9 protein-coding genes are annotated in these 15,773 nt (G+C 39.9%); 3 read left to right on the top strand and 6 right to left on the bottom strand.

Annotated features, from left to right (window positions below; translation table 11 throughout):
- Positions 1 to 98: 98 nt before the first annotated feature.
- From Xind_RS00260 to aptA, 5 genes are all read right to left on the bottom strand, one after another.
- A complete protein-coding gene (locus Xind_RS00260) occupies positions 99 to 4,721 on the bottom strand; it encodes a non-ribosomal peptide synthetase family protein (RefSeq protein ID WP_187649218.1) in 4,623 nt (1,540 codons plus the stop codon).
- Complete coding sequence (locus Xind_RS00255; RefSeq protein WP_187649217.1) at positions 4,711 to 6,516, bottom strand: non-ribosomal peptide synthetase; 1,806 nt, start codon at positions 6,514 to 6,516, stop codon at positions 4,711 to 4,713. Before Xind_RS00255 ends, Xind_RS00260 begins: the two co-directional genes overlap by 11 nt.
- Before the next feature lie 453 nt (positions 6,517 to 6,969).
- The gene (locus Xind_RS00250) at positions 6,970 to 9,237 is read right to left on the bottom strand and encodes an ATP-binding cassette domain-containing protein (RefSeq protein WP_187649216.1); all 2,268 of its coding nucleotides are present in this window, start codon (positions 9,235 to 9,237) and stop codon (positions 6,970 to 6,972) included.
- A gap of 254 nt (positions 9,238 to 9,491) precedes the next feature.
- Positions 9,492 to 9,695, bottom strand: coding sequence for a hypothetical protein (locus tag Xind_RS00245; RefSeq protein WP_047681506.1), 204 nt, complete (start codon positions 9,693 to 9,695; stop codon positions 9,492 to 9,494).
- A 236-nt stretch (positions 9,696 to 9,931) separates the two neighbouring features.
- Positions 9,932 to 11,293 carry an omega-aminotransferase AptA gene (gene aptA / locus Xind_RS00240; protein WP_187649215.1) on the bottom strand — a complete coding sequence of 454 codons (1,362 nt, stop codon included), beginning with the start codon at positions 11,291 to 11,293 and terminating at the stop codon, positions 9,932 to 9,934.
- 249 nt (positions 11,294 to 11,542) lie between these two features.
- Between aptA and Xind_RS00235 the strand changes: the two genes are divergently transcribed.
- Positions 11,543 to 11,986, top strand: coding sequence for a DUF2946 domain-containing protein (locus tag Xind_RS00235; protein WP_047681503.1), 444 nt, complete (start codon positions 11,543 to 11,545; stop codon positions 11,984 to 11,986).
- Between the two features lie 105 nt (positions 11,987 to 12,091).
- A complete protein-coding gene (locus Xind_RS00230; RefSeq protein ID WP_187649214.1) occupies positions 12,092 to 14,140 on the top strand; it encodes a TonB-dependent copper receptor in 2,049 nt (682 codons plus the stop codon).
- A gap of 153 nt (positions 14,141 to 14,293) precedes the next feature.
- On the opposite strand, the gene Xind_RS00225 is transcribed toward Xind_RS00230, so the two are convergent.
- Complete coding sequence (locus Xind_RS00225) at positions 14,294 to 14,785, bottom strand: MarR family winged helix-turn-helix transcriptional regulator (RefSeq protein WP_047681498.1); 492 nt, start codon at positions 14,783 to 14,785, stop codon at positions 14,294 to 14,296.
- A 318-nt stretch (positions 14,786 to 15,103) separates the two neighbouring features.
- Between Xind_RS00225 and Xind_RS00220 the strand changes: the two genes are divergently transcribed.
- Complete coding sequence (locus tag Xind_RS00220) at positions 15,104 to 15,700, top strand: NADPH-dependent FMN reductase (RefSeq protein WP_047681495.1); 597 nt, start codon at positions 15,104 to 15,106, stop codon at positions 15,698 to 15,700.
- The last annotated feature ends 73 nt before the right edge of the window (positions 15,701 to 15,773 follow it).

The following is a 15,773-nucleotide window of genomic DNA, read 5'->3' as shown; positions in this document are numbered from 1 at the left end:
CTTCTTATATAACCTGAACTTTGGATGCAACTTGAAATCCACATGGCATATATACGGCTAGAAAACAGTAAAAATCAAGGAAGAAAATTGCTTCACAGTTACTTATATTCCGGTTCATATTTTTTGTCCATAAAATAAGCAATCAATTTCGTAAAAGTTCTTACAGTGATATCCGGAAAATCAAATCCACAATTTCTAATCATCTGATGTGTCATTTGGTTGTTATAGGTATTGTTACCAATAGTCAAAGTTTGTTCTTTAAACAGATGAACTAATGAACCTAATGCTACATCATCGCCATTAACAACCATTTTTTCGAGTTTTTCCAACCAAACTGACTGAGAAACAGTTTTGATGTTATACCCTTTGTGTTTCAGTGCCAGATACACCGGGGTAAAGTCAGTACCTTTAGGATGAAATAAATGGAAGTTATGATGACCGGGTATTTTATTGGAAACTGATAATGTCACAATGACTTGGCTGACAAAATCAACAGGCAATAGATCTGTATTTAATAATTCTGGGTATAGCGCAATTCCCATTTGGATAAAACTTTTAATCTGACGCCACAGAAAGTCATCTTCCTGACATGCACCAGTGACACTGTCACCGGATATTCGCCCTATTCGGTAAACATTGATATCGACACCTTGAGTTCTGGCTTGTTGTATATATTGTTCAGCTACCCATTTACTTTGAGTATAACCAATAGATAGTGAATCCGGGTGATCAGGAAAACAATCCTCTGTAATGGGTTGATTAGGATAGTCTGATGAAAATACAGCGATAGTAGAAATGTATTCAAGTTTCTTGTGTTGGTGGTGACAACAGAAGTTAATGATTTCTACCGTACCATCTACATTTGTTCCTTTAACAGAACTGTATGGGAGGACAAAATTAATATGAGCGGCTGCATGATAGATTTTAGCTACTTGCTCTGACAATAACTGATATTCTTCCTCATTTAAGCCAAATCTGGTTTCAGCAATCTCCCCTACCACAATTTCAACACGGGAAAAATCAATTTCGATACCATAACGATGAGCATTTTTTATTATACGGTTTAACCCTGTACTGCTATCTGTTGCCCTGACTAAACAAAATACTTTACCAGCCAGTTGCTGAAGTAACGAACGAAGAAGATAGATACCTAAAAAACCCGTTGCTCCGGTGAGTAATACACCATCACTTTCCGATAGGCTTAGTTGCTGAACAGAAGTCCAATCGTGCTGTATGGATGCGTCATTAATGAATGTATTCTGCATTTCGTTATTGTTTTTTTGATTATTATTCAGATAGATATCAACAGAAGCGGCCATGTCACGTAAAGTAGGAGTGCTGAACAGTAACTTGAGTGGAAAATCGGCATTAAATTGTTTGCGCAATAAATACACCAATTGTGTTGCTAATAGCGAATGTCCTCCGATATTGAAAAAGTTATCTCCTGCTTTAATTTGCCGGTTTGGCAGAACTTTTTGCCAGAGTGATTTTACTTTTTGTTCAATTGAAGTCAGACGTTCCTCAGAGATACTACTATTTTCAAGCTTATCTGCTGCAAAATCTGACAATTGGTTTATCCCGATACCATTTATCTCAACATCATGTAATGCCCTACGATCAATTTTTCCACTTGGAGTCGTTGGAAGATCAGATAAAAATACAAACTCATTTGGGATCATGTAATCTGGCAGATGAGTACGTAATTCAGTTAATAGCCCGGCGCGCGCTAATGTCGCAGTTGTGGTTGCCACTATGAAAGCCACCAGCATTTTGTTACCTGCGGTGTCTTCTTTGCCAATAACAGCAGACACTTTCACACCATCCAATGAATTGAGTACCGCTTCTATTTCTGATGGTTCAATCCTGAATCCACGAATTTTTAACTGATTATCCAGACGTCCAAGGTACGTGAATGTATCATCAGATTTTAGCCTTACCAGATCACCCGATTTATAAGCATGTTGGCTAAGTACACCTGGCCAGCTTCCGGTTAGAAACCGCGTTTGGGTTTCATGCTCTTTGTTGTGATAACCGGGAGAAAGAAAGTCGCTGATAATCCAAAGTTCGCCTGTTATCCCTGCCGGAACCATGCGCTTGTGCTCATCAAGCGCGAGCAGGGTAAATCCGGGTAGTGGATATCCGATTGATGCACTATCCCCCCATAGAGATACATTCGTCGGCATGATATAAGCAGAACAGACATGACTTTCTGACGGGCCATAGAGGTTAATCAGTCTTCGGTTAGCATTAAACATACGCTTAATGTCAGAAGTGAGAACCAGTTGTTCACCGGTTGAATAGACTTCTTTAAGCGTCGGCAGTTGAGCTTTATTCATGACGGTTAATTGAGCCAAATGTTGTAGCGCAACATAGGGAAAATATGCGCGGTGAATTCCATTTAACTCAATGACATTTTGCAGATAATGCAGATCCTTACGCTCTTCTTCATCTGCAATATATAATTTTCCTCCGGTGCACAACGTAGCAAATATTTCCTGCACGGAAACATCAAAAGACAGAGACATGTAATGCAGAGTGCAATCACCTTCACTACAGACAGAAATCCCTTTTTGCCATTCCAGCAGATTAGACAATGTCTTATTCAGCAGGCGTACCCCCTTAGGTTGACCTGTTGAGCCAGATGTATAAATGACATATAACTCATCATCCGGTTTACGTTGTACTGATTGCCAATTAACATCCTGTGCGAATACTATTTCATCTAATATCACTCTGGAGATAGATACCGATGTTACTGTAACAAGTTCACTTGTGGTAACGATACAATCCACCGCTGCATCTTGAAGCATATATTCAATACGTTCCGAAGGATAACCAGGGTCAATAGGAACATAGGATGCACCTGTTTTTAAAACGGCCAGTAAAGCAACGATAGAATCTTCATTTCGATTTAACAACAGTCCGACCCGCGAACCGACACCAATGGTGTAATTTGTATAGATAAATTCAGCCAACTGATTGGCCCGATGATCTAACCACCCATAAGACCAATGGCTGTAGCGTGTCATTAACGCAATATGATTCGGGTGATTTTTCGCATACGCTTCGATCTCCCTGATAACACATTGATTACCCGTATCAGAAAATGGCGTACTTGAACGATTAGCGATGTAAAATTGTTCTTCTTGTGTCAGGATCTCAATTTCACCTAGCGTCTTTTCTCCCCATTTCCCTATAGATAAAGTGATTTGCTTATAGAGCTCCAGCCAATATTGTATCGTGTTGCCTTCAAATAGTTCGGCATTAAATTCCATCACTAACTGATTGGATGTTTCTGTTTTAATAAAGAGAGTTAAATCATATTTAGCTGCCTGAATATATTGTTCGGAAAGTTTTACTGGAAAAGGAAAATCCCGGAATACATCATTGGTAGTATCAATCATGACAAGCAGTGTCTGAAACACAGGATTAGCCAATCCAAAGTTTTGACCCGTATCAGCAACCATGTCAGCAAAAGGTAACTGTTTGTTTAAATGAGCCTGAACAAAACGCTCACTCACTGACATTGCAAATTGATTCACTGTAATATCTGCATCTAAATACGACCGGAATGGTAGTGTGTTGACCAAATATCCTACTGTTTCCTCAAAATCAGTGTTATCACGCAGCGTAAAAGGAATACCGATAGTGATATCTTTCTGTCCAGACAGATTATACAGTAAGAACTGCCAACACATGGCCATATACATAAAGGGCGTCATTGCAAGGTTGAGTGCCTGCTGAGATATTTTCAGTACTTCATCATGGCTAAGTTGCAAGTGAAGATAATCTGCTTTAGTTCCTTTGTTCTCTTTTCTGGGAAAATCAGTCGGAAGATCTATCATAGGAGGATAAGGAGTAAGTGTCTGCTTCCAATATTCTTTCATCATGGAAGTTTCAGGTTTGGCTAATAGTTCTTGTTGCCATTGAGTAAATTCCAGATAGCCGGCACCGATTTTCAGATAATGATATTCTTTGTCTCCAAACAATTCACTTCTAAGTAAGTGGCAATAATATTTGAGAATATTTTTTACAATAATACGTACTGAGGGTGCATCGACGATAATATGATGGAAGCAACATACCAGCCAACTCTGTTTTGATTCATCTGTTATCAAGCAGATATCGAATAATGGCCATTTTGCCAAATCATATTGTTTAGATGCCATCTGTTGAATAACGGTTTCCGGATGAATGATCTCGGTAAGTGTTTTATGGACAATTTGAATATTACCGGGCTGTTCTATGACTTGATAAAGCTGCTTTTGATTAAATGCAAAACGCGTACGTAAAACAGGCGTTATTTCTACAAATTGTGTGATTGCTTTTTCCAGCAAATGATGATCTAAATGTGTCCCTATTTCTACAAGTAATGGGACATTGTAACATTCAGGTTGAATTAATACCTGGTCAAGTAGCCATAATCCTTTTTGCCCTTGAGTACTGGGTATATATGTCCTGCTACTCAATTCAGGTGCATAGTCGATTAAGTTATCAATTAAATTATCTAGTGAGGAAGAAGAAAGGATAATTTGTGTATTCACCGACAGATCTAAGAATTCAGAGAGTAAATCTGCACATCGACTGGCATCATTAGCAGAAAGAATACTTAGATCGTATTCATTACAGTGCCATTTGTTTTCACAATGCCATAGTAAATGCTGTTGTAAAAAGTTATCCAATGTATCCTTAACCGCTTTGTATAAAGTCTCATTTTCCATCTTTTCTCTCCAGCCAATTTTTCCTTAATTGAATTGCTAATTTTTCGACACTACCCGCTGAAAAAACATCAGCAGGAGAAACATGAATCCCAAGTGTTTTGCTGACAAGAGAGGCTAACTTGATTAGATGAAGGGAGTTCACACCTTGTTCCCAAAATAGAGTTGCTGGATCAAGGTTCTTGTAACCCGTAATTTCTTCCCAGATTAAGAGAACCTTTGTTTGTACGGGATCATGTTCAAAGTCATTTTGCTTGTGTCTTCCATCAGCGATAAGCTGAGCCATCTTGAGCCGGTCACGTTTACCATTTTTATTCATCGGTAAGGAGTTAACATGCGTAATTCGTTCTGGAACCATATAAGACGGTAATTTTGAATTCATAAACTCGCGTAGTTGAATGTCGGATAGCGGGCCTGATTTACTCAAATAACAGGCGTGTAACAGCGGTTCATTAGATGTTTGTTCTATAGTTACAATGGCATCTTCTATTTGAGGGTGTGAACGTAATATATGTTCCACGCCTGTGATTTCGATTCTAAATCCACGAATTTTACATATGTGCTTACCCCGCCCCAGTAGTGTGATATTACCAGATTGATTTTTTTTAGCCCGATCGTCAGTGCGGTAATAGCGTTCATAAATACCATTAAGATCTAACCAGACAAAACGCTCTTTGGTTAACACGGGATCTGAGTATCCTTCGGCAAGCCCCGCACCGCTGATACAAAGTTCCCCCGGAATATCCAGCCCACAAATTTCTAAGTTATCATCAAGTACGACCATCTTGACAAGAGGCAATGGACAACCAATAGGTACAGGGGAGTCAGGATCGAGTATTTCGGTTGGTGATACCTCATAAATAGCGGAAAAAGATGAATTTTCAGTACATCCCATTCCATTGAATATACGTCCTTTACCCGCTTTAGCTGCAAATGAAAATAGTCTGGGATTAACAAAATCTCCCGAAACAATCACACAATTAGGTTTATGTAAAGTATCAGGGTAAACTTCTACAAATAACCGAAAGAGCCCGCCGGATAGAAAAAGAATAGAGATATTCTGGCGTTCAATGATGTTATTAATTTCTACTAAATCAGGAACATTTGACGGATAGATAACAAGCGTGGCTCCAGTAAGAAAACTCATCCAAATTTCGCTGGTACTCGCTGCGAATGCGGGGTCCGCAAGCTGTAAATAACGGTCGTTATCTGTATTACCTAATTGGCTGACAGGAATCGCAAGGCGGGATAAACCACAATGACGGATAATAACACTCTTGGGTTTGCCAGTGGAACCTGATGTCAACAATATCATTATTGGATCTGTCGCAATGAGGTTTTCAAATACTACGGGCATATAGCCTAAATCACGCGTTTTCAAAAGCAGGTTTTCTACAGAGATAAATGGGCAATTTATAGGTGTGTTAGTTTCTTTTAATGTGAGCGTCTCATCAGTCTCTGAGATCAGTAAACTAACATCGGCAACCTTAATGCAATCTGCCTGATATTGTGCAGGATTACTATGACTCAGTGGCACGATAACAGCACCAAGCCGGATCACCGCCACCAGCACCAAATATAACTCAAGGCAACGAGTTAACTTGACAGCAATTTTATCGCCTTTCCTAACCCCTATTCTTTGCAAAACAGAGGCTATCTGGGTTGATTGATCCCAAAGTTCACGATATGACAGTATTTCAGAATTAAATACTAATGCTGTTTTATTTGGATATCGATTTACTATATCAAATAAGAGGTCCGGTATAGCATGTAACTGCTCGATATGTTTTGTGATCATGCAGAAACCTCCGCATATTTATATACCCTTCGTCTTTCAAGTTGCCTCTTTGTTGGCTGATCATATTGAAACCCATTGGGTATAATATAAATTAATTCAGATATACTAAATAATTCACTCGAAGCGAAATAATCCTGCTAGATATACCCTGAATAAAATATTTATTTTAATAATCTGAAAAATTTGATAGAACAAAGTCTACAACGCAACTCTGAAATCAGTCAAATGACTTTTTTATCATTCAAAAAATAAAATTTCATTAAAACATAATGTTATAAACATTACAAACAACAGTTGCACTTTAAAAATTAACAATATGTGGATAAATAAAAGACTATTTATATTGTTCAGGCAGAATAAATTAATCTATTAATATAAAATGTTTAACGCCAATATTATGAGAAATGGAGTTAAACAATCAGGAAGAGTTTAAATGTAATACTTAAGATAAAACTATTTTTTATGGCAGTGCTGGCGTAAATATTCGGCTGTCAATGAGTCACCCTGTTCAAACATCTCCTGTGGTGTGCCGCTGAACATCACTCGTCCACCATCAGTTCCTGCACCTTCACCTAAATCAATTATCCAATCTGCTTCCGCAATAATGTCTATGTTATGTTCAATGATCAGGACAGAATTTCCCTGCTCTACAAGACGGCGAAATAACTTAATAAGGATCGCCACATCTGAAGGATGAAGCCCGGTTGTCGGTTCATCAAAGATATACATATCACCCTTATTATTCAGGTAAGAGGCAAGTTTCAATCTTTGGCATTCTCCACCGGATAAATGATCAAGAGACTCCCCAAGCCGCATATAACCTAATCCAACATCTTGAATATGAACTAAAGTTGGGTGAATCTGACTATCTCCCTCAAAAAAATTTGTCGCCTGAGCAATACTCATATTCATCAGATCAACAATCGTTTTATCTCTATACTTATAATTTAAAGATTTTTTATTGTATTTCTGCCCCTGACAAGCCTCACAAGGCAAGGTAACAGAATCCATAAAAGCTAAATCAGTTTCAATGACACCTAATCCGTTACACTCCAGACATGCCCCTCTGGCATTGGGTGAAAACCATGATTTGGTCACATTATTAGCCAGTGCAAAGCGTTCCCGAATGTGATCAAAAACCCCGCTCCACGATGCAATATGAGAACGCTTAGAGGTATGCAGAGGTTTCTGGTCGATAACAACCGCATTTATACATTTAGGGACAACCTCCCCCATAATCAGGGAACTTTTACCTGAGCCAGCCACACCACTGACAGCAAGCATGACACCCATCGGTATATCAATAGAAATTTCTTTTAGATTATGCAATATTGCATTTCTTATGGGGAGATAGCCAACGGGTTCTTTCGGGGTTCGGTTGAGATGAGTTATCTGGGATAAATATTTTCCGGTTACTGTCCCGGAGATACGTAAGCCATTAAGATCACCTTGATAAGTAATGGTTCCACCGTTGTCTCCTGCGCCAGGACCTAAATCAACCACATGATCTGCAATTTTGATGACATCGGGATCATGTTCAACCATTAAAATAGTATTACCTTTATCACGTAATTGCTGAATCAGTACATTAAGTTTTGTAATATCAGCCGGATGCAAACCAGTACTGGGTTCGTCAATGATATAAGTCATTCCGGTGAGACTACTGCCTAAATGACGCACCATTTTTAAACGCTGAGATTCTCCTCCTGATAAAGTTGTTGTTGAGCGATTAAGATTTAAATAGCCAAGGCCAACGGAGCACATTGATGCTAAACGTGTTTTTAACGCATTGAGCAGTGTACTGACTGAAGGATCACGTAATGTCGTTATAAATTGCCTCAGCTCTACAATCGGCATATCTACACAATCACCGATACTCTTACTCTGAATTAAACATGAACGGATACGTTTATTGAGTCGCTGCCCGTGGCAGACAGGACACTGTTTCATCGAAACAATGTCCTGAAATTCTTCACTTGTGTTCTCCTTGCTATCCTTAACCAGATAGCTGCGCGTAAATCGGGTAATAACACCTTCAAATCGGGCAGATTTAGGCCAATCAGGGGAAGGCACAACCGGTACGACGTTATCTGCATAAAGTAAAAGTCGGCGTTCTTCTGTCGTGTAATCAGCAATTTTCTTGTCATTATCAAACAAACCAGAATGAACATACCGACGCCACCGCCAAGTACCCGGCGCAAATGTGGAATATTGAATTGCGCCTTCATTTAAAGACTTATTTTCATTCACCAATCTTTCAACATCTATGGTGCTGGCAATGCCTAATCCTTCACAATTTGGACACATACCTGATGGATGATTGAATGAAAAAATATTGGAATAACCGACAAAGGGTTTACCGATTCTGGAAAACAAAAGTCGCAGCAAAGTATAAATATCTGACGCCGTACCAACCGTAGAGCGTACATTTTCACCAATACGTTTTTGGTTAATGATAATTGCAGTAGTGAGGTTGTTTATCTCATCCACATCCGGCTGACCATAGTATGGCAACCGATGCCGGATATAAGGCGGGAAAGTATCATTAAGTTGTCTTTGAGATTCCGCAGCAATTGTACCGAATACAAGGGAGCTTTTACCTGAACCTGAAACACCTGTGAATACAGTGATAACGTTTTTAGGAATATATAGATCAATTCCTTTAAGGTTATTTTGTTTCGCACCACGAATTTCAATTGTGTTTTGTTCATGATTTCTCATTTAATTCACCTTTCACGCGTGACTCACACCAACATCGGGGAAAAAACACACATTTATTCTGTCAGGTGGCTGACTATAGCACCGCAATATGTAATTTCCAAATGGAAATCATATTTTTCGTTTGTTAGAAAATTTACCAGGAGTATAAAAATAAATTAATAACTATAGTTTCCTGTAGGAAACTATATTTCTACGATATTTAAAGCAGGAAGTGAACTTCATGTCAGGAGAGGTAAGAAGAAAATTTTTTCGGTTTATGAAAATAACTCCTCGTCCTCATCGTCATCATCACCGAATATTTCTTCTAATATTTCTAATAACTCGTCTTCATCTAACCAACCATTCCCGCTCATACTTCCAGTCATTTCTTTTTCAAAAAGCTTACATATCTTATCTGCTGCTATCTTGGAATCTTCATTTAGTTCAATCAGGGTTTCAATCTTCTTGCGTAATTTCATTTTCGCCTCAGTTAATTTTTAGGTTTAAAATGGAGAATACATTCAATGAACGACATAAACACACGACAGATAATAATAGTTAAAATTTATTTTAAGTTTGCGATCTGCATCAGGCTTTGTGCAAGGATTTACATTGCCTTGACGACACCGTTTAAATGCAGAGCCATGACTCTGACAACACAGGCTGGAATAATAAGAGGAAAGAGCGGTAAGATACCGCTCAGATTGTTTAATGTTTACTTAATCCGATGTAAAACATCGCCCACCGCATTGAACAAACGGTCAAGGTCATCGGGTTTAGTATTAAACATTGGACCAAATTGCAGAGTATCACCACTAAACCGGACATAAAAACCCGCGTTCCATAGCGCAATACCCGCTTCAAAAGGACGGACATTACCATCATCGTCACGTGGTGCGATTTGAATTGCTCCAATCAAACCACAGTTACGAATATCAACAACATTTGGGCAATGTTCGAGCCCATGCAGTGCTTGTTCAAAATGAGGGACTAACTCAGCGGCTTGTTGGATCAGGTTTTCTTTTTCCAATATTTCTAAAGTCGCCAAACCAGCAGCACAGGCAACGGGATGAGCCGAATAAGTATAGCCGTGGTTGAATTCGATCATGTGTTCAGGGAGTGGTTGTGACATGAAAGCATCATAAATGTCACTGGAAACAGTGACACCGCCAAGAGGGATAGCCCCGTTAGTGACTTGTTTGGCGAAATTGAGGATATCCGGAGTAACACCAAAATAATCTGCGGCTGTCCAACATCCCATACGGCCAAAACCAGTAATAACTTCGTCAAAGATTAACAAGATATTATGTTGGGTACATATTTCCCGCAAACGCTGTAAATAACCTTGTGGCGGGATAATTGCGCCAGCAGAGCCGGCAACAGGTTCAACGATAACGGCAGCAATATTACTGGCATCATGTAGCTCTATGAGTTTCAATAACTCATCGGCCAACTCAGGGCCACCTGTTGATGGGATCCCTCTGGTAAATGCCATATCACTTTGCAAAGTGTGTGGCAGATGATCAACATCCATCATTTGGCCAAACATCTTGCGATTTCCACCAATACCACCAAGACTTGTCCCACCGACATTGACCCCATGATAGCTACGCATTCTGCCAATCAATTTGGTTTTTGTCGCTTGTCCTTTTATACGCCAGTAGGCACATGCTATTTTTAACGCTGTGTCAGCAGTCTCTGAACCTGAATTAGTAAAAAAGACATGGTTTAAATTACCGGGCATCTGTTGAGCGATTTTATCTGCCAATCTAAACGACAGAGGGTGAGCATATTGGAAACCTGGAGAATAATCTAACGTACCGAGTTGTTCTGAAGCAGCCTGACGGATTTCCGAACGTGAGTGACCCGCTCCACAAGTCCATAACCCCGATAAGCTGTCATAAATACGACGACCTTTAGCATCTATTAGCCAATGCCCATCCGCAGAGACAATCAGCCGTGGATCTTGTTGAAATTGACGGTTAGCACTAAACGGCATCCAATGTGCTTTCAGGTTCAGATCTTGGAAAGAATCAGTATGAAAGGAATGAGTTTGAATGGTATTGCTATCTGACATTTTGTAACTCCTCATATTAGAATTGTAACAAAAAGTTGTAATGACAAGTTTGCAACAAAATGATATTCAGGTTAAATCTCATTTATCGAATCATTAGTTATGAATTTACTCACGCAGCAAATGAACCTATAAACTCTAAATATACTAATACTGAAGCACTCATCAAAAGTCCCCAAAATATTTTAACAAAACCAATAAAAATGCAGTAAGATTGGCACCCAATCGTCAGCATTGATCTGGATTATTAGTTTGTTATCACTTTTTCATCTATCACAACGCAGAACACCAGCGTTAATTGCCCTATTGGCGATTATGATGTTGTTCATCGCTCCGGTGGTATCAAAAACACTGGAGCACAGCCGTGGTATAAAAAGTGAAGCATGTCATGGTATGTCGATGCCTGATATGCAAAACAGTAATCATCATCAGGCATCTTTTTTATCTGATACCATGAATCATCATGGCGTCGCTCATATCCATATGGGATTGATGGACGATATTGCCTGTGGTTATTGCCAACTACTGATTAATCTGCCGTTGTTGTCGGGAACATTCGTTTCTTTTCTCCTGCTGACATTGACGATTTCCCGTGCACCACCAGCACCATGTTTTTCTGGCCCGACGATCCGGTTGTTCTACGGCGAGTCACAACCACGTGCCCCCCCCCTTAATTCATCCGCTTGCTTGAGATAAATGATTTATTTTCACTGCCTTAAGTCGTCTTTTGTAAGGCAAATCGGAATTGTTTTAAACAAATTCTGTTTGAATTTGTTACTCATTAATTAAGGGATATTTTTCATGTCTAGTACACAATTATTTCGCGTCTCTCCTTTGGCCACAGCTTTAGCGATTGCATTCTTTATGCCGGTCAGCAGCTTAGCTGTCACGAAAGATCAGATGATTGAAGAGACGAAAGACTCACACACCATCCATGAGAGTGAATCAGTAATAACCGTAACCGCGCCGGCTGTTTCACCACTTAGTGTTTTCTCTTCACTTAAAACACCTCGTCAACCTGTACCCGCCAGCGATGGTTCGGATTACCTGAAAACTATCCCCGGATTTTCTCAGATCCGTAACGGTGGAACGAATGGTGACCCTGTATTTCGCGGTATGTTTGGTTCTCGCTTGCGTATGTTGATTGACGATGGTGAAATTCTGGGTTCTTGTCCATCAAGAATGGATGCTCCAAGTTCTTACATTTCACCAGAAAGTTATGATGTACTGAGTCTGGTCAAAGGGCCTCAAACTGTTCTTTGGGGGCCGGGAAATTCCGCAGGCACTATCCGCTTCGAACGTTCCCGCCCGCAATTTGAAGAACCTGGTGCTAAAGGTAATGCCAGCACCGTTGTTGGTTCTAACGGACGTTGGGATGGTAACGCAGATCTGAGCTTTGGTAATCAGCATGGTTATATGCGTTTTATTGGCAATAAATCTCGCTCTAATGATTATAAAGATGGTGACGGATACCGTGTTCCTTCCCACTGGAATAAATGGAATACCGATATCGCGTTGGGATGGACGCCTGATGAAGATACGTTACTGGAATTAAGCGCGGGGCAAGGTGATGGAAAAGCACGTTATGCCGGACGTGGGATGGATGGCTCCAAATTCAAACGTGAAAGTTTGGGAGTACGCTTTGAAAAGTCCAATATCGGCGATGTATTTGATAAGTTTGAAACCAACTTTTATTACAACTCTACCCGCCATGTGATGGATAATTTATCCCGCCCTTCTCTTCCAGCAATGGGCATGGGACATGGTAGCCATATGAAACATGGTAATCACTCTATGCACGGCGGTGGTCATGGTATGAATATGAAGATGGCCCATCAACTGGATCGCCGTACTTTTGGTGGACGTATGATGGGAACATGGCTCTGGGAAGATTTCAGATTACAGAGTGGTGTGGATATGCAGACCAATACCCACCGCAATCAATCCCAAAAGGATGCACGATTCCGTGATTATGGCGTTTTCGGCGAGCTGACCTGGGATGCAACTGAACAAAGTAAAGTTACCGGTGGTGCGCGTTTGGATCGTGTTTTAGTCGATAAATACACTCAAGATACTCAGGAAGCACGAACAGATACTTTACCCGCAGGTTTTGTCCGATTTGAACATAACCTGAAAGAGCTCCCAGTTATGTTTTATGCCGGCGTAGGTTATACCGAACGTTTCCCTGATTATTGGGAACTGTTCCGTTCTAAAGGTAATGCGTTCAAGAAACTGCAAACAGAAAAAACAACGCAGTTAGATATCGGTGCACATTATAACGATCAGAACCTGAAAGGCTGGATTTCAGCTTATGTTGGTAAGATTGATGACTTTATTCTATTTCACTACACAGACAATAAAGTCAGCAAGGCAAGTAATGTGGGTGCTACCATCTGGGGTGGAGAAATGGGCGTTGCTTACCATCTGAATGATAACTGGAAAACGGATGCAAGTCTGGCTTATTCCTGGGCACGAAATTCTTCCAATCACCGTCCATTACCCCAAACTCCACCACTGGAAGCACGCTTGGGTTTGACCTGGGAACAGGGTGATTGGACAAGTAGTGGTTTGCTGCGTTTAGTCAACAGTCAGAATCGGGTTGCAATCAACGAAGGTAACGTTGTCGGGAAAGATTTTAACCGCAGTGCTGGTTTTGCCGTTTTCTCTGCGAATACTGCCTATAAAGTAACCCAAGATATTCAGATTAGTGCTGGTGTTGACAATATCTTTAACAGAACTTACAGCGAACACCTCAATCTGGCAGGAAATAGCGGCTTTGGTTATTCGGCCAATACGCCAGTAAATGAACCTGGTCGTACTTATTGGGCCAGATTTAACGTGAAATTCTAACACATTAGCCTCCCAGACTTTGCCCTGAATGATGTCGGGGCAAAGTCTTCACCATTTCTTAATGAACTTTTTTATTAAAGTTATTTTTACATAGCATTAAGAAATATCTTCTTAGGAAGATACTTTTATGGGGCTATAATTATCAGAGGAATCCTAAATATCGGATTCATTCGTCAATAGCCAATGACGCAATAACATAGCAAGTTGTTCTTGCTGTTCACTGGATAGTGCCCCAAGAATTTCTCTCTCATTTTCCAGATGGCTTTCAACCACTTTATCTATGAGTTCTTTTCCTTCCGTAGTCAAAGAGACTTTGCAACTGCGTCGATCTTTAGCATTTGCAACACGCTCAACCAGTCCTCGTTGTACCATATGCTCAATGCGGGTACTCATTGCCCCCGAAGTCAACATAACGGATTGATACATCTCAGTGGGTGTAATTGGTGTGTCATAACGGCGTAGTGTCGCAAGGATATCAAACTCAATAGCGCTTAAATCGTATGCCTTGAAGATAGGCTGTAATCGCTGTTCGATAATTTTATTTGCACGGTATAAACGCCCAATCACACCCATTGGTGAAGGATCAAGGTCTGGGCGCTGTTGCTCCCATTGTATGAGTAAACGGTCAACGTGATCGTACTTCATGTCTTTTTCCCTATTCATTTATTTTTGAGAAAAGATACTTGATAAAATTTATATAGGCTATTATTTTAATTTATCTTTACATAAAGATACATTTTGTAATGAATTTTACACCAGTTATTCTGGGTATTATCAGAATTACGTTACTTGTGATGGGATTAAAAAAACAAACAGAGAAGCAATTAGGTTTGTAACGACGATGGTTTTTTCCTATTCCAATTTATCAGAGCCTGCATCATTATGATTGCTGTTTGGTTTTCTATTCCTCGAATTCGTACTCAAACAGCCTTATAACCCCATATAATTCAGGAGAATTACAGTATGAAATTGACTTTGATATCTGGCAGCCAGCGTCAAAACTCCAGCAGTCAACGTGTAGCCCGCTATTTGCAAAAACTCAGTAATGAATATGGATTTACGGATACTAATTTCCTCGAATTGTGCAATGTTGAACTTCCTCTTCATGATGGCTATACCACAGATATATCAGCAGAGTCACATCCGTGGCAGGCAATTGCTCACCAATTAAGAGAAAGTGAAGCCTTTATTTTTGTGTCTCCTGAATGGCATGGAATGGTGCCACCAGCGCTAAAAAATCTATTGTTATATTGCTCTGTGACGGAACTGGGGCATAAACCAGCATTATTGACTAGCGTTTCTGCTGGCCCAAATGGTGTTTACCCGCTTTCAGAATTACGTCTGACCGGTTTTAAAAATAATCATGTTTGCTTCTTGCCGGATCATCTCATTTTCCGCCAAAGTGAAAGCTTAATCTCCCCAGATTTGATGTGTAATGATGCTGTATTTGAAGGACGAGTTCACTACACACTGAAACTACTCAAATCTTATGCCGAAGCTCTGAAACATGTACGTGAAGTTATTGGAGAGGAAAATAAAAAGTATCATTATGGTATGTAAAATAGACAAGAATAACTATTTTTATTAAAAATCAAAGTATTAAAAACTAGGCTCGGCTCAATAATATGAGTCG

The sequence above is a fragment of the Xenorhabdus indica genome, from assembly GCF_014467235.1.
Lineage (GTDB): Bacteria > Pseudomonadota > Gammaproteobacteria > Enterobacterales > Enterobacteriaceae > Xenorhabdus > Xenorhabdus indica.
The sequence above is the reverse complement of the archived record's forward strand: the minus strand, read 5'-3'. Positions and strand labels throughout refer to the sequence as shown.